The organism is Rhizobium mayense (genome assembly GCF_030272705.1).
Taxonomy (GTDB): Bacteria; Pseudomonadota; Alphaproteobacteria; order Rhizobiales; family Rhizobiaceae; genus Rhizobium; species Rhizobium mayense.
This window is the reverse complement of the sequence record NZ_JARFYM010000040.1, coordinates 1-21,615: the sequence shown is the minus strand read 5'-3', so window position 1 is coordinate 21,615 and position 21,615 is coordinate 1. Positions and strand designations below refer to the sequence as shown.

The 21,615-nt window shown below is 59.4% G+C and carries 19 protein-coding genes; 10 read left to right on the top strand and 9 right to left on the bottom strand.

The annotated features are described in order from the left end of the window. Positions 1-4: 4 nt before the first annotated feature. The 5 genes from PY649_RS30295 to mtgA form a co-directional block, all read right to left on the bottom strand. Positions 5-412, bottom strand: coding sequence for a hypothetical protein (locus tag PY649_RS30295; RefSeq protein ID WP_285872593.1), 408 nt, complete (start codon positions 410-412; stop codon positions 5-7). Positions 413-575: 163 nt separating this feature from the next. Then, positions 576-761, bottom strand: a complete 186-nt coding sequence (gene rpmF / locus PY649_RS30290) for a 50S ribosomal protein L32 (protein WP_003543812.1) — start codon at positions 759-761, stop codon at positions 576-578. A gap of 179 nt (positions 762-940) precedes the next feature. Further along, the gene (locus PY649_RS30285) at positions 941-1,588 is read right to left on the bottom strand and encodes a glutathione S-transferase family protein (protein WP_285872592.1); all 648 of its coding nucleotides are present in this window, start codon (positions 1,586-1,588) and stop codon (positions 941-943) included. Between the two features lie 13 nt (positions 1,589-1,601). After that, on the bottom strand, positions 1,602-2,324 hold the full coding sequence (locus PY649_RS30280; protein ID WP_285872590.1) for a DUF1868 domain-containing protein: 723 nt from the start codon (positions 2,322-2,324) through the stop codon (positions 1,602-1,604). Between the two features lie 95 nt (positions 2,325-2,419). Beyond that, complete coding sequence (mtgA, locus tag PY649_RS30275) at positions 2,420-3,166, bottom strand: monofunctional biosynthetic peptidoglycan transglycosylase (RefSeq protein WP_285872612.1); 747 nt, start codon at positions 3,164-3,166, stop codon at positions 2,420-2,422. A gap of 181 nt (positions 3,167-3,347) precedes the next feature. On the opposite strand from mtgA, the gene PY649_RS30270 reads away from it, so the two are divergent. Together PY649_RS30270 and PY649_RS30265 are read left to right on the top strand one after the other, a co-directional pair. Continuing rightward, on the top strand, positions 3,348-4,262 hold the full coding sequence (locus PY649_RS30270; protein WP_285872588.1) for a polyprenyl synthetase family protein: 915 nt from the start codon (positions 3,348-3,350) through the stop codon (positions 4,260-4,262). Between the two features lie 149 nt (positions 4,263-4,411). Next, a complete protein-coding gene (locus PY649_RS30265) occupies positions 4,412-5,053 on the top strand; it encodes a LysE family translocator (RefSeq protein ID WP_285872587.1) in 642 nt (213 codons plus the stop codon). A gap of 32 nt (positions 5,054-5,085) precedes the next feature. Here PY649_RS30265 and ispG read toward each other — a convergent pair whose 3' ends face one another. After that, positions 5,086-6,339 carry a flavodoxin-dependent (E)-4-hydroxy-3-methylbut-2-enyl-diphosphate synthase gene (gene ispG / locus PY649_RS30260; protein ID WP_285872586.1) on the bottom strand — a complete coding sequence of 418 codons (1,254 nt, stop codon included), beginning with the start codon at positions 6,337-6,339 and terminating at the stop codon, positions 5,086-5,088. 128 nt (positions 6,340-6,467) lie between these two features. Next, positions 6,468-7,658 (bottom strand): MFS transporter, encoded by a 1,191-nt coding sequence (locus PY649_RS30255; protein WP_432761433.1) that lies wholly within the window; start codon positions 7,656-7,658, stop codon positions 6,468-6,470. A 262-nt stretch (positions 7,659-7,920) separates the two neighbouring features. Between PY649_RS30255 and PY649_RS30250 the strand changes: the two genes are divergently transcribed. The 7 genes from PY649_RS30250 to PY649_RS30220 all read left to right on the top strand — a co-directional run bounded on the left by PY649_RS30250 (position 7,921) and on the right by PY649_RS30220 (position 14,799). Then, positions 7,921-8,805, top strand: coding sequence for a DMT family transporter (locus PY649_RS30250; protein WP_285872584.1), 885 nt, complete (start codon positions 7,921-7,923; stop codon positions 8,803-8,805). 336 nt (positions 8,806-9,141) lie between these two features. Then, on the top strand, positions 9,142-11,064 hold the full coding sequence (locus PY649_RS30245; protein WP_285872583.1) for an acyltransferase family protein: 1,923 nt from the start codon (positions 9,142-9,144) through the stop codon (positions 11,062-11,064). Between the two features lie 182 nt (positions 11,065-11,246). Next, complete coding sequence (locus PY649_RS30240) at positions 11,247-11,714, top strand: BA14K family protein (protein ID WP_285872582.1); 468 nt, start codon at positions 11,247-11,249, stop codon at positions 11,712-11,714. Positions 11,715-12,003: 289 nt separating this feature from the next. After that, positions 12,004-12,777 (top strand): amino acid ABC transporter substrate-binding protein, encoded by a 774-nt coding sequence (locus PY649_RS30235; RefSeq protein ID WP_285872581.1) that lies wholly within the window; start codon positions 12,004-12,006, stop codon positions 12,775-12,777. 102 nt (positions 12,778-12,879) lie between these two features. Then, positions 12,880-13,542: an amino acid ABC transporter permease gene (locus tag PY649_RS30230; protein ID WP_432761431.1), complete on the top strand. Its 663-nt coding sequence runs from the start codon at positions 12,880-12,882 to the stop codon at positions 13,540-13,542. Next, positions 13,539-14,300, top strand: coding sequence for an amino acid ABC transporter ATP-binding protein (locus PY649_RS30225; protein ID WP_285872579.1), 762 nt, complete (start codon positions 13,539-13,541; stop codon positions 14,298-14,300). The genes PY649_RS30230 and PY649_RS30225 overlap by 4 nt, the downstream gene beginning before the upstream one ends. A 40-nt stretch (positions 14,301-14,340) precedes the next feature. Next, a complete protein-coding gene (locus PY649_RS30220; RefSeq protein ID WP_285872578.1) occupies positions 14,341-14,799 on the top strand; it encodes a GNAT family N-acetyltransferase in 459 nt (152 codons plus the stop codon). Between the two features lie 81 nt (positions 14,800-14,880). On the opposite strand, the gene pyc is transcribed toward PY649_RS30220, so the two are convergent. Together pyc and PY649_RS30210 are read right to left on the bottom strand one after the other, a co-directional pair. Continuing rightward, a complete protein-coding gene (gene pyc / locus PY649_RS30215) occupies positions 14,881-18,342 on the bottom strand; it encodes a pyruvate carboxylase (protein ID WP_285872577.1) in 3,462 nt (1,153 codons plus the stop codon). Between the two features lie 114 nt (positions 18,343-18,456). Then, positions 18,457-19,197 (bottom strand): helix-turn-helix transcriptional regulator, encoded by a 741-nt coding sequence (locus PY649_RS30210; RefSeq protein ID WP_285872576.1) that lies wholly within the window; start codon positions 19,195-19,197, stop codon positions 18,457-18,459. A 367-nt stretch (positions 19,198-19,564) separates the two neighbouring features. Between PY649_RS30210 and PY649_RS30205 the strand changes: the two genes are divergently transcribed. Next, the gene (locus PY649_RS30205) at positions 19,565-21,334 is read left to right on the top strand and encodes a glucan ABC transporter ATP-binding protein/ permease (protein WP_285872575.1); all 1,770 of its coding nucleotides are present in this window, start codon (positions 19,565-19,567) and stop codon (positions 21,332-21,334) included. Positions 21,335-21,615 lie beyond the last annotated feature (281 nt).

Sequence of the window (21,615 nt, the reverse complement as noted above, 5' to 3'; positions counted from 1 at the left end):
ACCCTTACAGCCCGATCGAAACATCCCGTCCGGCCGAGCGGATCGAAATGGTGAATCCCCCGATGACGTCGATGAAGGCGATGGTCATCAGGACGAAGAAAGTTTGCGTCGCCGCGTCCTTGACCAGCAGGAATTCGACGAGATAGGCGATGAACACCAGCATCGACAGCATGTGATTGAGCAGCGAGCCGGAACCGTTGCGCGTCGCCTTCAGAATTTCGAAAAACAGCATGATCAGCGCGATGACGATGAAGAAATCACCAAGCTGCAGCGTCCATGTCGCGCTCGAAAGCATGGCGAGGGTAAGCATCACATCGTTGAGGGACGCGATACCGCCAGCGCCCATCAAACCCAGCATCGCCAGATTGTAAAGCACGAGGGGAACGATCATCAGCGGGAAGGCAACAATCATAACCAGAAAAATCTCTTCGGAATTGAAGTCGCCGCCAGTCTTAAAGCAATTCCAGGAGAAGTGCGAAGCGATTTTCAGGCGCGAAGTCCGAACCGAATTCGCAAACAGAAAAAGGCCGGCGAAACGCCAGCCTTTGAATCTCAACCCTAAGGGCGCGCTTGAATTATGCGCTTTCCTTCGGCGTCAGAACCTGGCGACCGCGATACATGCCGGTCTTCAGATCGATATGATGCGGGCGACGCAGTTCGCCGGAGTTCTTGTCTTCGACATAGGTCGGAGCCTTGAGCGCATCAGCCGAGCGGCGCATACCGCGCTTGGACGGGCTCGTTTTTCTCTTCGGTACAGCCATTCTCGTTACTCCACTTTGCGGACGAAACATATCAGCGGCCAGCCAGGCGGCCGAAACAGATATGCATCAATTTCGGAAATTGGGCGGGCTTATACATGGCTAAAGGGACTTTGACCAGTCCCTTCCCGCATTTTTTGCCCGCACCGTCGGATTCGGACCGATGGAAGCCGAATCAGCGATCAGGCCTCGTCTTCCGGCACGATCCACGGCTCTTCACGCGCCGCTTTTTCCCATTTCTGCCAGGCGGGCAGGGCTTTCATCGCAGCCATATAGTCCAGCGTGTCGGCGGCGCTGACGAGATCATAAACCTCGAGGCGGTTGACGACCGGCGCAAACATCGCATCGGCGCCGGAGAAAGCGCCGAACAGGAAGGGGCCGCCGGAAAGGGCGCGCATGTCGCGCCAGATCGTCTCGATGCGCGCAACATCGTCCATGACACCCTCGGGCAGATCGAGCCGGCTGACGGGACGACGGATGTTCATCGGGCAGGCATTGCGCAGCGCGCGGAAGCCCGCCAGCATCTCCATGGAGATCGAGCGCGCCAAGGCGCGCGCCTGCCGATCTTTAGGCCAGAGCCCGGCATCCGGGAAAAGCTCGGCCACATATTCGATGATGGCGAGCGATTCCCAGACTTTGAATTCACCATGGACCAGCATCGGCACCTTGCCTGTCGGCGAAACCTCGCGAATGCGCGGATTGCCGGCTGGAAAATCGAAGGGGATCAGCACCTCTTCGAAAAAGATGCGGCAACCCTCCAACGCGATCCATGGCCGAAAGGACCAGGAGGAATAGTTCTTGTTTCCGATGTAGAGGGTCAGCTTGTCCATGATTTGTCCCTTTTTATTTCCGGAACTCCAATACCAGAAGTTCCTCGAAATGATTCATGTTATCGAACGAACAAAAGGCCGGCGGGCGCAGCTCGATGATCGGCGCCGCAGCGCGGACATCGGCGGCAACCTGGTCCAGCATCGCCTGCCAGCGCGGCAGCGCCTCGTCAGCCAGGCGCTCGATGACATAGGCGAAGGTAATGTGGAACGGATAGACGTCATGGTCGGGGTGGCGATAGCCGAGGAGATCGGCAAGGGCATTGCGCCACTCCCGCATCAGCCTCCGATCCGTCTCGGTCGCGCCGTCCACGAGCAGGCCACTCGGGCGCGCATGCGTCACCGCCACCTTGAACGGATCGCGCGTGGAAAAGGCCTTCAATCGCTCGCCCATGATCTCCGTCATCTCATCGATCGGTGCATCGAGCGCTATATCCGCCGGCCAGTAAGGCCGCGTGCGGCGATATTCGATGATACCTTGAAACAGCGTCATATGCAGGCTGGAAATCGGCGTGAAGGTGAACTGCGAGGCTTCAGGCATGACCAGAAATTTCTCCCGCGCCGCAACGACGGCGCGCTGCGTTTCGGAACCTTCCACTACATGGCAGACAATCGTATTGCCCGGCTCGTACTGAAAATTCCCCGAGAGATCGTAGCGCCGACCGAGATGAGGAGGCGGTTCCGGATGACGGCTCTTGGAATATTTCAGCAGTTCAGGCGAGAAGGCATCGATGCTCATGGGGCAGGTCCGGTGTTGGTGGCAGATCACCCGCCCTTACGTCACATGCAAGAATGCCAGATGACGGTTGCCCGATCGAACGACAAGTTCTGATATCAGTTATAAAGGCATTTGATGTAGTCGGCGGAATTCTTCGCCCGACGCTGGATCAGCGACGCGAGCTGGCGCAGTCCGCGCCCCGGCCTGCTCGCAACCCGGTCGATCGGATTGGGCAAGGAGACGGCGAGAAGCGCGGCCTGGCGGGCGGTCAATTTCGAGGCCGGCACCTTGAAATGATATTGTGCCGCCGCCTCTATGCCGTAAATCCCCGGCCCCCATTCGGCGATGTTCAGATAGATTTCCATCATCCGCCGCTTCGGCCAGACAAACGAGGAGGTAACGGCAAGCGGCAGCTCCAGCGCCTTGCGCACGAAGGAGCGGCTATTCCAGAGGAAAAGATTCTTCACGGTCTGCATCGGGATCGTGCTGCCACCCCGGGTGGACTCGCCCCGTAGCGTCTCCTGTACGAGCATGCGCATCTCGCCCCAGTCGACACCGCCGTGAAAACAGAACTGCCCGTCCTCCGAAACCAGGACCGACCGCACCAGCACCGGTGCGATGTCATCGAAGGAAACCCATCGGCGATCATATCCCTGAAGCAGGACGGCATCGCGCAGCATCAGGGTTGAAATTGGATGAATGAACGGCAGGGCGTAGAGGGGGATAAGGAAATAGGGCAGCAGCAACAAAGCGATGGGGGCAAGGATGATACGCTGCCAGAGCGGACGGCTCCTCAAGCGCGCAAACCAACCCGACCGTCGCGGCATCTCAGCTTCTTCCTCGCTGTCCGTCGGAATATCCAATTGTTGAAGGCCCACCGTTTCTCCACCCCGGAACACTCTTCGCGTGTCCGGCAGACACGCCAAGAATGCTGCAAGTGTCATACCGTCTACACAGAGGGATGACCAGAGTGCGGCGAGATTCCCTCCCCGGCGGTTGACAATTCTCGTTGCCAGCAACCCGCACTCATGCCAAACAGCGGCCATGGACAGCACCACTTCTTCCTTCGAACATCGCCTCAAGGACAACGCCGGCAAAGTTGAGGCTGTCCTGGGCAGGCTTCTCGCGGACGCCTGCCTGAACGGCGAAATCGTTCGCCCCACGCGGTTGCTCGAAGCGATGCGTCATGGCGTGCTGAACGGCGGCAAGCGGCTGAGGCCGTTTCTCGTGATGGAGACTGCCGCACTTCTCGATGGCAACGGCGATGCCGCACTCCGTATCGGTGCGGCGCTCGAATGCGTGCATTGCTATTCGCTGGTGCATGACGACCTGCCGGCCATGGATGATGACGACCTGCGCCGCGGGCAGCCGACCGTGCACATCGCCTTTGACTATGCGACAGCGATTCTGGCCGGCGACAGCCTGCTGACCTACGCCTTCGACATCATCGCAGCGCCGGAAACCGATCTGCCGGCGGGTCGAAAGATCGAACTTGTCCTGGCGCTGTCTCGCGCGGCCGGCATCGGCGGCATGGCCGGCGGCCAGGCCCTTGATCTTGCTGCCGAAAAAGAAACCCCGGACGAGCGCGGCATCACCATGCTGCAGGCGATGAAGACCGGTGCACTGATCCGCTTTGCCTGCGAAGCCGGTGCCATCATTGCCGGCGCCCCGGCTGAGGACCGTCAGCGGCTGCGCCTCTTCGGTGAAAAGATCGGCCTCGCCTTCCAGCTCGCCGACGATCTTCTCGACCTGACTGCCGACGCCGCGACCATGGGCAAGGCTACCGGCAAGGACGCCGCCCGCGGCAAAGGAACATTGGTCGCGCTGCACGGCCAGGCCTGGGCCGAAACCACCCTTGCCCGCCTGGTAACCGAAGCCTCCGAGTTACTGTCTCCCTATGGAGAGAAAGCAACCGTCCTGATCGAAACAGCCCGCTTCGTGGCAAACCGCAAGAGCTGAAAAGCCCTCAGCACAAAATGTCACCATGACAAGATATTTTCGCGCCAAGAGTGACGTCTTGGCAATTCCATGGCAATTCTGGCGCCCAATGCACTATCAATCACGCGGAATCTGCCGCGCCGTCTGACCCCTCCCCCCGGAGCTATCCCATGCATGAGGCGCTCGCCTATCTGCCGCAGATCCTGCCGGCCTATATCGCCTATATCATCGCCGTCGTCAGTCCGGGACCGGCGATCATGGCCATCATCGGAACATCGATGACCCACGGACGCAAGGCAGGCATGACGATTTCGCTCGGCATCTTCGGCGGCTCGCTGACCTGGGCAACCGCTGCCGCGGCCGGGCTGGCCACTCTGCTGCAGACCTATGCGATGGCCCTGGAGATCCTGAAGGTTTTTGGCGGGCTCTATCTCCTCTACCTCGCCTACAAGGCGTTTCGTGCCGTGCGGGCAAGCGGCGACTTGCCGGCCGCGAGCCAAGAATCGAGAAGCCCCGGCTTCAAGTCGCTGATCCTGCGTGGCTACGGCATCCACGTCACCAATCCGAAAGCGATCTTCGCCTGGCTCGCCATCATCGCGCTCGGCATGCCGCGGGGCGCACCAGCCTCCGTAGCCGTGCTGATCATCACGATCTGCTGCGCAACCGGTTTTGTCGTGTTCATGGGATACGCGACGCTGTTCTCCACGGCGCACGCCTTGAAAATCTACAGGAATGCGCGCCGGTGGATCGAAGGCGCCATGGCCGGCTTCTATTGCTTCGCCGGCATCAAGCTGCTCACCAGCAACATCTGAGGCCAAGTATCTGAGACAAGTCCGGCGGCGGATCACTCGGCCGCGACGCTCTTCTGGCCGAAACGCTTCTCGATGTAATCCGCAACCAGCGCTTCGAACTCCGAAGCGATATTTGCGCCGCGCAGCGTCATCGCCTTCTTGCCGTCGATGAAGACGGGGGCGGCAGGCGTTTCGCCGGTGCCGGGCAGCGAGATGCCGATATCGGCGTGCTTGCTCTCGCCGGGACCATTGACGATGCAGCCCATGACGGCAACATTCAGCGCCTCGACGCCCGGATATTTCTCGCGCCAGACCGGCATGTTCTTGCGGATATCGTTCTGGATGTTCTGCGCCAGTTCCTGGAACACGGTCGAGGTCGTGCGGCCGCAGCCGGGACAAGCGGCGACAACAGGCACGAACTGGCGGAAACCCATCACCTGCAGCAGTTCCTGCGCCACCTGCACTTCGCGGGTGCGGTCGCCGTTCGGCTCCGGCGTCAACGAGACGCGGATGGTATCGCCGATGCCGTGCTGCAGTACATAGCCCATGGCCGCCGACGAGGCGACGATACCCTTCGAGCCCATGCCGGCCTCGGTAAGGCCGAGATGCAGCGCATGATCGGAACGGGCGGCGAGCATGGAATAGACGGCGATCAGGTCCTGCACCTGGCTGACCTTGGCCGAGAGAATGATGCGATTGCGCGGCAGACCGATTTCCTCGGCGAGATCAGCCGATATCAGCGCCGATTGCACGATCGTCTCGCGCGTGACCTCGCGGGCCGAGAGCGGTGAGCCCTCGGCGGCGTTCCTGTCCATCAGCGCGGTCAGCAGGTCCTGGTCGAGCGAGCCCCAGTTGACGCCGATGCGCACGGGCTTGTCATAGCGGATCGCCATTTCGATGATTTCGGCGAACTGCTTGTCCTTCTTATCCTTGAAGCCGACATTGCCGGGATTGATGCGGTATTTCGCCAGCGCCTCGGCGCAGGCCGGATGGTCGGCGAGCAGCTTGTGGCCGATATAATGGAAATCGCCGATCAGCGGCACGTCCATGCCGAGGCGCAGCAGCCGTTCGCGGATCTTCGGCACGGCGGCGGCACTTTCGTCGCGATCGACCGTGATGCGCACCAGCTCAGAGCCAGCCCTGAAGAGAGCCGCAACCTGCGCCACCGTCGAATCGACATCGGCGGTATCGGTATTGGTCATGGACTGCACGACCACGGGCGCGCCGCCGCCCACGATGACGCCGCCGACATCGACGGCAACGGAAGAACGGCGCGGCTTCGGATCAAAATCGGTGGCGGACGACATGGAGATCTCTCGTTAGCCTCGGGAAATTGGTTGCTTTCAGGTGGATCACGAAGCGGTCGTTGTCAACCGCTTCGAGCATCACTTTTGCTCGGGCAGGAGAGCTGCGATAGCACGTGAAAGCGACGAAATTAATGCGCGCTGCGGCCGATGCCGTCGGCGTAACGCGCCAGCGACGATAGCGCCAGCACAACGAGCAGCAGAACCGGCAACGCCATCAGGACTGGCGAGAAACCAACATGTTCGGCAGCGAAACCGATCGCGGAAGGGGCAACCAGCATACCGGAATAGCCCATGGTGGTGACGACGGAGATGCCGATACCCGGCTGCAGCCCCGGGATATTGCCGGCGGCCGAAAAGGCGATCGGCACCATGTTGGAAATGCCGATGCCGCACAGCGCGAAACCGACAATGGCAAGCTCCGCATTCGGGGCCAGCGCTGCGAGCAGCATGCCGACGATCGCAAAGACCGTGCAGACACGCAGCGTCTTGACAGCGCCCAACCGGTCGCGGACGAAATCGCCTGCAAAGCGCATCGTCGCCATCGTGAGCGAGAAGGCGGCAAAGCCGAAGCCCGACAGGGTCACCGATGCTGCCTTTTCCTGGCTGAGATAGAGCGCGCTCCAGTCGAGCACGGCACCTTCCGGGATCATGCAGAACAACGCCATCATGCCGAGCAGCCAGGGCAGCGGGATCAAAGGCAAGCGCGCCTTCGGCTTTACCTCGTCCGGATGCGGCTGGTCGCCGAGGATCATCGGCCAGGCAACGGCCAGGAAGAGGACGGAAATTGCGGTCGCGACCTCGGCATGTCCGAGCACGCCCCAATGCGAGATCAGAAAACCGCCGATCGCCGAACCGATGAGGCCGCCAAGGCTCCAGAAAGCGTGGCAGGACGACATGATCGCCCGATGCATGGATTTCTCCACCGACACAGCATTGGCGTTCATCGCCACATCCATGGCGCCGATGAAGCCGCCGAACAGGAAGATGGCGATCGCGGCGGTCCAGACACTCTGTGTGACGGTCAAGGCGAGCAGCATCGGCAGCAGCAACACGGCGAAGGCCTTGACGACGATCTTCGAGCCGCGCCCGGCAATCTGCGCGCCGGCCATCGGCATCATCACCAGCGAACCCAGACCGAAAACCAGAATCATCAGGCCGAGTTCGAATTTGGTCAGTTGCAGCCGTTCGGCGAATTCCGGAATCTTTGGCGCCCAGCAGCCGACGGTGAAGCCGTTCATCAAAAACAGCAGGGAAACGGCTGCGCGTGATTTTGTGAAGAATCCGCTTCTGCGAGCCTGAAAACGCCCGGATCGCGTCATATCATCCATAATTAATCCCCCAAATCGGTGTGGGCAGAATATTTAAATCGATTGAAATCTCAATGTCCGAGATCAGCTGCATCGGTCACATTTCGTCTCCGTCTGTTAAAACGGAGGCTGCAAAGCCACAACCGCAAATAATCTTTTCCTTCCAATGTACCTTGCCCATGTGGCCTATTGACGGCGAAAAAACAGCCTCCTATCGCTTGAGCCTTAAAGAGTTTTCGATCGGCCGCCTCAAGCCATTCCCCATGGTGCTTTTGTGAAAAATCCCATCAGCTACGGCATCCTGCTTACGGTGCTTGCCTATATGCTGTTCACTGCCCACGACTCGGTGGTGAAATTGCTCGTCGTCAGCATTCCGGTCTGGCAGATCCTGTTCTGGCGAAGCTGCACCATCCTCATCGGCTGCTTCCTCTTCGAAGGCCCCTCGTTGGCGCGGAAAGTGGTGCGCTCGCCGATCATCAAGCCGATGATCGTGCGCAGCATTCTGCTCGTGATCGCCTGGACCTCCTACTATTCCGCCGCCCGTTACCTGCAGCTTGCGGAAGTGACGACACTCTATTACGCCGCTCCGGTCGTCGGCACGATCCTGGCAACCATAGTCCTGCGCGAAAAGGTCACTTTGGTCCGCTGGACAGCCGTCGGCCTCGGCTTCTGCGGCGTCCTGATCGCCTCCAATCCCGTCGGACTGTCGATCTCCTGGCCCGTTTATCTGGCGCTGCAGGCCGCCGTGCTCTGGGCAACCGGCATGGTGCTCCTGCGCAAGACCGCGCTGCACGAGAAGAGCCATATCCAAATGGCCGTCTCGAACATCATCTTCATTGTGCTGACCGCCACCATGGCCATCCTGCATTGGCAGACGCCAACTGCCTATCAGGTGTTGCTGCTTTTCGGCACCGGCGTCATTGCCGGCGCGGGACAGCTTGCCCTGTTCGAAGGCATGCGGCAGGCGCCGGTCTCGGTTCTGGCGCCGTTCGAATATACTTCGCTCATCTGGGCCTTCCTGCTTGGCTTCCTGATCTGGGGCGACATTCCGAAGGCCAACACCTTTCTCGGCGCAGCCTTCATCCTCAGCGCCGGCGTGATCATCATCGTCAGCGAGCGGTTGCGGCGGGTGCCCGCGGTTGAACAAAGCGAAGCATAGTCCGCTTGAGACGACTGATACACCGTCCACCACAAGCGTCATTTTTGCAGACGGCAACTTTGCGGCAAATGCGTCCTCCGGGCCTTGTCGGCCGCCAACGTCGGCCTGCAATCTAGAGATGCATTTTGTCGACTCATCTATTATCACGCATTGAGTTGTCCCGTTCGCTTATGACGGCGGATTTCCGGCAACATCGCGGGGTTGATGACTGGACAAGCCCACTCTCTTGAGTCACGCTGTCCGCAGCGATTTCGTGTGAACAGAATTTGGCATAACGAATACCTTCAGTAAATCTATTACCAGCCTTGGTAATTATTATGAGGGAATCGGCTCCGAATGAAGTATCGACCCGAAATAGATGGCCTCAGAACGATGGCCGTCTTGCCCGTAGTGTTTTTTCACTCTGGATTGTCCGGATTTTCAGGAGGATTCATTGGTGTTGATATATTCTTTGTCATATCAGGTTTTTTGATTACGACTCTACTTGAGGAAGAGCTCCGCGAAGGGCGTTTTTCCATCGTTGGGTTCTACGAAAGAAGAGCGAGACGCATTCTTCCCGCCATTTTCTTCTATCTCATTTTGACAACGATATTCGCAGCGCTCTTGTTTTTACCGTCATTTTTTATCGATTATGCTAAGAGCATGGTCAGCGTTGCATTATTTATTTCCAATTTCTACTTCTGGAAATTTTCAGGATACTTTGAGGACAGCGCTCTGCTTCGCCCGCTGTTGCACACGTGGTCGCTTTCGGTCGAAGAACAGTTTTACATCTTTATGCCGCTCGCGATGTGGCTCCTTAACCGGTGGACCGGCGGACTCCGTCTTGCGGTTTTCGCCGCAGTTGCGGCCGCGTCATTTGCCCTCAGCGTCTATGCAACCGACGTTGCTCCAACGGCTAATTTCTTTCTCCTCCCAACGAGATGCTGGGAGCTTTTGCTCGGCGCGCTCCTGGCGATCTGGGGCAGACAGAGCACTCTGCCTAATCCGGCAAACAACCTGCTGGCAATAGCCGGACTTTCGGCAATTCTGTTTGCGGTCTTTACCTATTCGGCCGCCACGCCGTTTCCGGGTCTCTCAGCAGCTCTGCCCTGCATGGGCGCGGTCATTTTGATTTACACCGGCGGGGAACAGCATTCGATCGTTGCCAGGCTGTTATCGACAAGACCGTTCGTGTTCACCGGCAGGATATCCTATTCCCTATATCTATCGCATTGGCCCATCGCGGTCTTCCTGCGCTATGTCACACTGCGGGAACCGGGAGTGCTCGACGCAATTTTTATCATTGTTTCGAGTTACATCTTGGCCAGTTTTTCATGGTGGTTCGTGGAAGGACCTTTCCGTGGGAAGGCAATTATTTCGTCTCGCGGCGGAGTGTTTGCATCGGCCGCGCTCGGGCTTTTTGCCGCGTTCACGGTTGCCTACGGAACGATCGCCGCGAACGGTTTCCCCAATCGCTTTCCGGCCTTCGAAGCACAGACGGAGATGCTGCACCTAAAGAAACAGCAAACCGCGGCGGCCGGCGATGTCCAGACTTGGCGAAATGACAAATGCTTCTTCGAGAACGGCGACGAGTTTAAGAACTGGAAGCCGGAAAACTGTCAATTGACGAAAACCTCAGGCGACGCCGCCCTTCTGTGGGGCGACTCCTACGCCGCGCATTATGTCCCGGGAATTGTCGCGAACGCCGAGCAAACGTCTCTTCAAATCTACGAATATACCTATGCGGGTTGCCCGCCGATACTTGCCTACTATTCCTATGCCAGGCCGAGTTGCCAGCAATTTAACCGCAACGTGCTGAACCTCATCAAGACCCTCAATGTGAAACACGTCATCCTTTCCGGCAGGTGGGTGGATCTCCGCCTCAGGGGACTGGATTTGCTTCAAGATACCATATCGACCCTCAAGGCTATGGGGGTGGACGTGACCGTCATAGGTCAATCGCCGATGTTCGTTACCGACGTTAGGGTCATCGGATTTGAGAAAGCTACGCTGGGAGAAACCTCCTCTTCATGGCCGACAATAATAGAGCCGAATTTCAATGAACAATTGAAGGCGGCCGCAAAAGGGGCAGATTTCATCGATCCAATCATAAATCTGTGTCCGGGTGGAACCTGTAATTATATTATTGATGGTCAATTTTTATATTTTGATTCCGGTCATTTTTCGGATTTCGGCAGCGATATTGTAGTAAAGCAATATTTTCCATTTGGTCATAAATCGCCTATGGAAACCGAGGGTATTCAAAACGTTGCTAATTGATTCAAGACGTTTACGCGGCCCGAGGCTGTTCTCACTGTGCTCGTAAGACGATCGACCACGGAGCGGGAAATGGCAGCAAAAGCCGGCCCCACCGACACGGTCGCCAATTGCGAAATTAAGTGCCACGCCGTCCTTTCCACGCTATAATTTTCGGCTGCGATGTTGACGGAAAGGTGAAGACAATGAAGAGGCTAGCAATCGTTGCCTTGTCGCTCGCGACGGCGCTGACGAGCGTCGCGCCGGCCATGGCGTTTCCCACCGTTGTCACCCCGAAAGTCGAGGCACCACAGGTGCAGCTAGTGGATTACCATGGCGGATATCACGGCGGGTATTATCATGATGGCGGATACTATCACCACCATGGCGACGAGTGGGGTTGGGCGCTCGGCGGCCTCGCCGCAGGTGCGCTAATCGGCGGGCTCCTGGCGCAGCCGAATTATTATGACTCTGGCTACTACGATCCGGGCTATTACGGCCCGACCTATTACGGTCCGCGCTACTACGCGCCACGGTATTACCGCCCGGCTTACTATGGTGGCAGTGCTCATGTGCGCTGGTGCTATGCGCGTTATCGGTCCTACAGGGCTTACGACAATACATTCCAGCCCAACTACGGTCCACGACAGGCGTGCGTCTCGCCCTATTACTGATGGCGCCAAAGCATTCATCGGCGACGATAAAGCTGGAACTTGCGAGGAGCATGATGTCTCCTCGGCGGCCGACGGCAATTATCACTCGAAAACAAGGTTGCTGACAACGACGCGCGCCCTTGCCCGGTTGTCTCCAATCTGCGCGGTGGCAAGATCACGAAATCTCAACCTTTTGAGAAAAATATTCGCACTTGCCCATTTCTTTTGCAGTTTTCTACGCTTCCCTGCGCTAGTTTTTCTGCAATGTATTCGGCATCGATTGGTGCCGCTCAAGAAACGGAAGAAAACAATGAACTGGTTGAAGACTGTCGCCGCCGCCGCCCTCGTGCAGGCTGCTTTTCTGCTCCCCGCCCACGCCGGCGATAACTTGAAGGCGATCCAGTCCGCTGGCGCCCTGAAGATCGGCACGGAAGGCACCTATGCCCCCTTCACCTATCACGACGAAAGCGGCAAGCTCGTCGGCTTCGACGTCGAGATCGCCGAAGCCATCGCTGGCAAGCTCGGCGTCAAGGCGCAGTTTCTGGAAGGCAAATGGGACGGCCTGATCGCCGGCCTCGACGCCAACCGCTACGACACCGTCATCAACGAAGTCGGCGTCACCGATGCTCGCAAGCAGAAGTACGATTTCTCCGATCCTTACATCGCCTCCAAGGCCGTGCTGATCGTCAAGGACAGCAACAGCGATATCAAGGACTTCCCCGATCTGAAGGGCAAGAAGGCCGCACAGTCGCTGACCAGTAATTTCGGCAAGCTCGCCGAACAGTCCGGCGCCACGCTTGTCGGCACCGATGGCTTCGACCAGTCGATCCAGCTCGTCTTGACCGGCCGCGCCGACGCAACCATCAACGACAGCCTGTCCTTCTTCGATTTCAAAAAGCACAAGCCGGATGCGCCCGTGAAGATCGTCGCCCAGCAGGCCAATGCCGACTATTCCGCCGCCATCATCCGCAAGGGTGAGCCGGAGCTGCAGGCCGCCATCAACAAGGCGCTGGCCGACATCAAGGCTGACGGCACCTATGCCAAGATTTCCCAGAAATACTTCGGCCAGGATGTTTCGAAGTAATAGGCATCGCCGTCAAACTGTGAAAAAGATGCGTCCGGAATCCTTTCCGGACGCATTCTCTTATCGAAAGGCCGCTTCTCCGTGCAGCACTGGTTGCAATTGATGTGGGACTCACTGGGCTCGCTGTTATGGGCGGGACTCGTCTTCACCATCCCGCTCACCTTGATCACTTTCGTTCTCGGCTTGCTGCTCGGCCTGCTCACCGCCGTTACGCGGCTTTTCGGCCCGCGGCCGCTCGCTGCCATCGCGCGCTTCTATGTCTGGGTGATCCGCGGTACGCCGCTTCTGGTGCAGCTTTTCGTCATCTTCTACGGTCTGCCGAGCCTCGGCATCCTGCTCGACGCCTTTCCCGCCGCCGTCATCGGTTTCACGCTGAGCGTCGGCGCCTATACCTCCGAGATCATCCGCGCCGTTATCTCCTCGGTTCCGAAGGGCCAATGGGAAGCGGCCTACTCCATCGGCATGAGCTGGCGACAGGCGATGAACCGCACCATTCTGCCGCAGGCCGCGCGCGTCGCCGTGCCGCCGCTGTCGAACACCTTCATCTCGCTCGTCAAGGACACCTCGCTTGCTGCGGCAATCACAGTGCCGGAACTGTTCCAGGCCGCGCAGCGCATCGTGGCGACGACCTATGAGCCGCTGATCCTTTATATCCAAGCAGCCCTGATCTATCTGGTCATGAGTTCCTTCCTGTCGTCTCTGCAGGTCTCTCTCGAACGCCGTTTCGCCCGCTATGGCGGCGCGCTGGAGGAGGCACGGACATGATCGAGCTCTCGCATATCGAAAAACGCTTCGGCGACAACGTCATCCTGAAAGACATCAGCCTGCTGATCCCCGAAGGCACTGTGACCGCGCTCGTCGGCCCGTCCGGCGGCGGCAAGAGCACGTTGCTGCGCTGTATCAACCTTCTGGAAATCCCGACAGCAGGCATGATCCGTATCGGCGGCGAGACGATCACTTTCGCGCCAGGCAAGAAGACCGGCTGGCGGGACATCCAGAAGATCCGCCGGCAGACCGGCATGGTCTTCCAGAATTTCCAGCTCTTTCCGCACCAGACGGCAATTCAGAACGTTATGGAAGGCCTGGTGACCGTACTGCGCTGGCCAGCCGAAAGGGCCCGTAACCGCGCAGTCGAGCTTTTGACCAAGGTCGGCATGGCGCACAAGATGGACGCCTGGCCCTCGACGCTGTCAGGCGGACAGCAGCAGCGAGTGGCGATCGCTCGCGCGCTTGCCCCCTCGCCTCGTGTTCTTCTCTGTGACGAGCCGACCTCGGCACTCGATCCGGAACTCGCCGCTGAAGTCGTCGACGTTCTCGGAAAGCTCGCCAATGAAGGCACGACCATGGTGATGGCAACCCATGACCTGCGCCTCGCCTCGAAGATCGCCACCAGCGTCGTCTTCCTCGAGGCCGGTAACATCGTCGAAACCGGCCCCTCCCGCAGCATCTTCGGCGCGCCGACGCAGGAGCGGACGAAGCAGTTCATCTCGACGCTGAATGCGGGGCACAGCTACGATATCTGATTGCGGCACTTCTGGCCGGAGATAGGTGGGGATCGATAGAATGAGCCAACCCTTCTTGCTGCGGACGGCAACCATGGAAGACGTCCAAGCCATTCGCTCCCTGACACGGGAAGCCTATTCGAAATGGGTGCCCTTAATCGGGCGCGAGCCGCTTCCGATGACCGCCGACTATGCCGAGGCCGTCCGCAGCCACCGCATCGACCTACTCGATATCGACGGCGCTCTCGCCGCGCTGATTGAAATGATCCCGCAAGCCGACCATCTGCTGATCGAGAACGTGGCCGTGTTACCCGCCTATCAAGGCCGGGGCCTTGGCCGAAAGCTGCTCGCCCATGCCGAGGACGTCGCGACCTCGCTGGGACACAGGGAAATCCGCCTCTACACCAACAAGCGCTTTGCCGAAAACGTCCAACTTTACCTGAAGACCGGCTACGAGATTGACCGCGAGGAGCCGTTCAAGGGCAGCTTTATTGTTCACATGCGCAAATCGGTCGGATAGCGCACGACGCGCCGGCGCAAAATTTCACGCAAGGAAGGGGCGGGCCGCAAGAGCCGCCCCTCCTTGTTTCTCAATGGGTGCTCAAGCCCCGTAAACCACCAGCAGATCCTTGGCGTCGATCTGATCGCCGGCGCGGACCAGGACTTCGGCGATTGTCCCGTCCTTTTCCGCATGCAGCGCCGTTTCCATCTTCATCGCTTCGATGGACACCAGCACGTCGCCGGCCTTGATCGCCTGGCCGGGCGAGACGAAGACCGTGGAGATGACACCCGGCATCGGCGCGCCGACATGGGCGGTATTGCCCGCCTCGGCCTTGCGGCGGATGGCGCTGCCGGTGGCGCCATGGGCGCGATCCGGCACCTTGATGCGGCGCGGCTGGCCGTTGAGCTCGAAGAACACCGTTACCATGCCCTTGTCGTCGGTCGCCGTCATCGCCTGGTTGACGACGACGAGCGTCTTGCCCTTCTCGATCTCGGCAAAGAGCTCGCCGCCTTCCTTCAGACCGTAGAAATAGGCGGGCGTCGGCAGCACAGAGACGGGGCCGTACGTATCGGCGACCAGGGCATAGTCGGTGAAGACCTTCGGATACATTAGGTAGGAGGCGAACTCGAAGTCGTCGACCTTCCGCTCCAGCTTGGTCTCGATCGCCTTGCGCTCGGCATCGAGATCGGCTTCGGCCAGCAGCGAGCCCGGGCGCACCGTATAGGGCTTGTCGCCCTTCAGCGCCTTCTTCTGCAACGCCTGCGGCCATCCGGACGGCGGCTGACCGAGATCGCCCTTGAGCATCGAGACGACAGAGTCGGGGAAGGCGATATCCCTAGCCGGGTTCTCAACATCGGCAACGGTCAGGTCCTGGCTCACCATCATCAGCGCCATGTCGCCGACCACCTTGGAAGACGGCGTCACCTTGACGATATCGCCGAACATCTGATTGGCGTCGGCATACGCTTGCGCCACCTGATGCCAGCGGGTCTCGAGGCCAAGCGAGCGGGCCTGTTCCTTGAGGTTGGTGAACTGGCCGCCCGGCATTTCGTGCAGGTAGACTTCCGAGGCTGGTCCCTTGAGATCGCTTTCGAAGGCGGCATACTGATGGCGCACCGCTTCCCAATAGAAGGAGATGCGGCGGATCCATTCGGGATCGAGGCCCGGATCACGCTCCGTGCCCTTCAGCGCCTCGACGATCGAGCCGAGGCAAGGCTGCGACGTGTTGCCTGACAGCGCATCCATCGCCGCATCGACGGCGTCGACGCCGGCGTCCACGGCAGCCAGGACCGTTGCGGCTGCGATGCCCGAGGTGTCATGCGTGTGGAAATGGATCGGCAAGCCGGTCGCCTCGCGCAGCGCCTTGAAAAGCACCTTGGCCGCAGCCGGCTTCAAGAGGCCGGCCATGTCCTTCAGCGCGATGATATGAGCGCCCGCCTTTTCAAGCTCGACGGCCAGATCGGTATAATATTTCAGGTCATATTTCGGACGGGCGGAATTGAGGATATCGCCTGTATAGCAGATCGCGGCTTCGCAGAGCTTGTTCTCCTCGGCAACCGCGTCCATCGACACGCGCATGTTCTCGACCCAGTTCAGGCAGTCGAAAACGCGGAACAGGTCGATGCCGCCCTTGGCCGCCTGCCGGACGAAGTATTTGACGACATTGTCGGGATAATTGGTGTAGCCGACGCCATTGGCGCCGCGCAGCAGCATCTGCAGGAGCAGGTTCGGCGCGCCCTCGCGGATCAGCGACAGGCGTTCCCACGGGTCCTCGGTGAGGAAGCGCATGGAGACGTCGAAGGTGGCGCCGCCCCAGCATTCCAGCGACAGCAATTGCGGCAGAGCGCGCGCATAGGTGCCGGCAACCCGGGCAATATCGAAGGTGCGCATGCGGGTGGCGAGCAGCGATTGATGGCCGTCGCGCATCGTCGTGTCGGTCATCAGCACGCGCTTTTCATCGCGCATCCACTCGGCGAATTTCTGCGGACCGAGCTTGTCGAGCCGCTGCTTGCTGCCATCCGGAACCTTGCCGTCGATATAGGGCAATACCGGCTCGGCCGCCTTCGGCGACGGCGCCGGCCGGCCGCGGGCCTCCGGATGGCCGTTGACGGTGACATCGGCAAGGTAGGTCAGCAGTTTGGTGGCGCGGTCCTGGCGCTTGACCTGCTGGAACAGCTCCGGCGTCGTATCGATGAAGCGGGTCGTATAGCTGTTATCGCGGAATTTCGGATGGGTGATGATCGCTTCGAGGAAGGTGAGGTTCGTCGCCACGCCGCGGATGCGGAATTCGCGCAGCGCGCGGTCCATGCGAGCGATCGCCTCCGAAGGCGTCGAGGCCCAGGCCGTCACCTTGACCAGCAGCGGATCGTAAAAGCGGGTGATGATCGCTCCGGTATAGGCCGTGCCGCCATCGAGACGAATGCCGAAACCGGCGGCCGAACGGTAAGCGGTGATGCGACCATAATCGGGAATGAAATTATGTTCCGGGTCTTCGGTGGTGACGCGGCATTGCAGGGCATGGCCGTTGAGGTGGATATCCTCCTGCTTCGGCACGCCCGATTCCGGCGTGCCAATGGCGAAACCGTCGAGGATATGGATCTGCGCCTTGACGATGTCGATGCCGGTCACGACTTCCGTCACGGTATGCTCGACCTGGATGCGCGGGTTGACTTCGATGAAGTAGAATTTGCCGGTATCGGCATCCATCAGATATTCGACGGTGCCGGCGCCGACATAGTTGGTTGCGCCCGCGATCTTCAGTGAATAAGCGGCCAGTTCCTGCCGCTGCGCTTCGGTGAGATAAGGCGCCGGTGCGCGCTCGACAACCTTCTGGTTGCGGCGCTGGACAGAACAGTCGCGCTCGAAGAGATGCACAACATTGCCGTGCGTATCGCCGAGGATCTGGCTTTCCACGTGGCGGGCGCGCTCGACCAGCTTTTCGAGATAGACCTCGTCCTTGCCGAAGGCGGCCTTCGCCTCGCGCTTGGCTTCCGTCACTTCCTTGGCGAGATCGGCCTCGGAGCGGATGGCGCGCATGCCGCGACCGCCGCCGCCCCAGGAGGCTTTGAGCATGACCGGATAGCCGATCTCCTCGGCCATCCGCGCAACTTCCTTCATGTCATCCGGCAAGGGCTCGGTGGCCGGCACGACCGGAACACCGACGGAAATCGCCAGATTGCGGGCCGCGACCTTGTTGCCAAGCTGGCGCATCGTATCGGCCCTGGGGCCGATAAAGGTGATGCCCGCGGCATCGCAGGCATCGACGAATTCCGGGCTTTCCGACAAAAGGCCATAGCCAGGATGGATGGCGTCGGCGCCGGACAGCTTGGCGACGCGGATAATTTCGTCGATCGACAGATAACTCTCGATCGGCCCGAGATCACGGGCAAGATGCGGGCCGCGACCGACCTGATAGCTTTCGTCGGCCTTGAAGCGATGCAGCGCGAGTTTGTCTTCCTCGGCCCAGATGGCGACTGTTTTTATGCCGAGCTCATTGGCCGCGCGAAAAACGCGGATAGCAATCTCGGAACGGTTGGCAACCAGGATTTTGGAAATAGGCAATGCGCTCTCCTCACGGCATTGAAACGGGCAATGCTGCACCCGCGAAGAGAATTCTTAACTTCTTGTCACAAGAAGTTCAATTTCCTACGGCGCCGGAAACCAAAATTGTTGCCGTTACGGAATAAGTCCATTTCTAAAAGCTATAGCAACGATGTGCTGCCGGTTCTTTGCATTCAGTTTATCCTGAATGCTGTTCATGTACCAATCGACGGTGTGATTTGAGATTTTGAGCGTCCGGCTGATCTCGATTGAGGTCATGCCTTCTGCCAGATGGTTCAGCACCTCCATCTCGCGCTTGGTCAGCTTGAGGTCGGTTTTGGAGGCCTCTTCCAGAGATCGCGCTTCATCGCGCAGCTCCAGAAGCCGCCAGAAGGCTTTCTTCGCCACGGCATCAAAGAGAGAGATTTCGACTGGCGACAGATCGATCACATTGCCGCCGATCGTCATATTGCCGAGCAGACCGCTGCGCCCGTGGATGGGAAAGATATAGCCGTCGATCAGTCCGTTGGCACGCGCATCGGCCATCATCTGTTCCATACGCCGGCGGAGCGGATCGCCCTTCATTGCCACCACGGCATCCCGCCAGCGGAAAGGTCGCTGCGCGCGGCCGAGATAGCGGATGGTGGGATCGATCAGGATGTATTTCTTGGCAACATAGGTGACCGGCCATTTGTCCGGCCAGCGTCCGGCAAGCACGAGATTCATAGGCTCGATATTCGGTCGCGGCGCCCTTATCAGCCCATAATAATCGAAGCGATAGGACCGGAGCACCTGTTCCAGCTCCGCGACAACATTCTTGGCAAGCTTGCATTCTTCAATAACCACAAGCAATTGTATTAAGGAATGAATATTCACATGCACCCCCTGGCTTGGAAGCCTGGTTGTTCGTCAGCTGATGCCTCTATCATGATCCGCTTTGCCTCCGACGCGGCTTGATGCGGGCAAACATGCTTGGATCGAAATCAAATTGAGCGTTTTTGGCGAAAATTTTGTATATCAACCCTAAATAGCAATCGCATCGGCGCGCGACAATGCCAATGCATCAACTATTCGCAAACTGTCACAGTTCTCGGACGGCCGCTTGAACGCCGTTGCTGATTTGGGCGAAACGCATAAAAATTCGCCTGAAAAAACAGTGTCAGAATCCGTTAATCGCCGGTTCAGGTAGCAATCTGTAGCATCCAGCATTCCTAATTTTGCGAATGCACAGAGGGTGCCCGACGTGTCGCTGTTCAAAGTCTATGCAAGAGCCCTGAAGTACCTTGGCGCGTATCGATATCGCGTGTGGATGGTTGTCATCGCAAACATCGCACTGGCGATGACCACCATTTACGAACCGGTCCTGTTCGGCCGCATCTTCGACGCCATCGCCAAACAACAGGCCGTGGCACCGACCATGATGCTGTGGGCAGGTTTCGCGGTCTTCAGCGCGGTGGCGTTCATCGTGGTTTCCCGCGAGGCGGACCGTCTCGCCCATGGGCGTCGCGCATCTCTGCTGACCGAAGCGTTCAGCCGCATCATCTCCATGCCGCTCTCCTGGCACAGCCAGCGCGGCACGGCGAGCGCGCTGAACACGCTGCTGCGCGCCTGTGAAGCCCTGTTCGGCCTGTGGCTCGAATTCATGCGCAATCATCTGTCGACGGCAGTCGCGCTTGTCGTGATGATCCCGACGGCCATGTCCATGGACCTGCGCCTGTCCGCCGTTCTCATTCTGCTCGGCGTCTTCTACTGGATCATCGGCCGCCTCGTCATGAGCCGGACGAAGGATGGCCAGACCTCGGTCGAAAGCCATTATAACACCGTGTTCTCGCATGTCAGCGACAGCATCAGCAACGTTTCCGTGCTGCATAGCTATAACCGCATCGAAGCCGAAACCAAGGCGCTGAAGTCCTTCACCGAACGACTGCTCGCCGCACAGTATCCGGTTCTCGACTGGTGGGCGCTCGCTGGCGCGTTGAACCGCACGGCCTCGACCGTCGCGATGATGGCAATCCTGATGATCGGTACGCTGCTCGTTCAAAACGGCAGCTTGAGCCTCGGCGCGCTGATCACCTTCATCGCCTTCGCCAACGTGCTGATCGGCCGCCTGGAACAGCTGCGCAACTTCGCCAACCAGATTTTCGAAGCGCGCGCCAAGCTGGAAGATTTCTACACCCTGGAAGATTCCGTCCGCGACCGTGAAGAACCGGCGGGCCTTGCCGAGATCAAGGACGTCAAGGGCGAGGTCGAGTTCCGCAACGTGTCCTTCGGCTTCGGCAACACGTCGCAGGGCCTGCACAACATCAACTTCACGGTGAAGGCCGGCCAGACGGTCGCCATCGTCGGCCCGACCGGTGCCGGCAAGACGACGCTGGTCAACCTGCTGCAGCGTGTCTTCGATCCGCAGGAGGGCCAGATCCTCGTCGACGGCAACGACATCACCAAGGTGACGCGTAAGTCGCTGCGCCGCTACATCGCCACCGTCTTCCAGGATGCCGGGCTGCTCAACCGTTCGATCAGCGACAACATCCGTCTCGGCCGCGAGGGTGCGACCGAAGAGGAGATGGTCCGCGCCGCCGAAGCCGCTGCCGCCAGCGACTTCATCGAGAATCGCGAAAGCGGCTACGAGACCCGGGTCGGTGAACGCGGCAACAAGCTCTCCGGCGGTGAGCGTCAGCGTATCGCCATCGCCCGCGCCATCCTGAAGGATGCGCCGATCCTCGTACTCGACGAGGCGACCAGCGCGCTCGACGTGGAGACCGAAAACCGGGTGAAGGCGGCGATCGACAACCTGCGACAGAACCGCACGACCTTCATCATCGCCCACCGTCTGTCGACGGTCCGCGAGGCCGATATCGTCCTCTTCCTCGACAACGGCCGCGTGATCGAAAACGGCAGCTTCAGCGAGCTCAGCCAGAGCAACGGCCGTTTCGCCGCCCTGCTGCGCGCCAGCGGTATCCTGACGGACGAAGAAGTCCGCAAGGCACACGCCACGGAAAACGAAGCCGCCTGATACTTCACAAGGGCCCCAAAGATCGAAGCCGGGAGAGCGATGCTTTCCCGGCTTTTTTGTTGCCCACAGTGCAGTGTTTGTCGGGCAAGTACGATGCCGAAGCAGCCCTGTGCCTCGCCCCTCACCCTGGCCCTTGTAACTTAGGCCTGTCCGTGTGTGCTACTAGTGGCAGCGCGGTGGTTGATGGAAGACCGCCGGACCCAAGGGACACCAAGCCCGTGGGAGAGCCCGGGTCTCCATCTACCGTTCCATCGAACCCGAACAGTCGCCAGGGCCGCAGA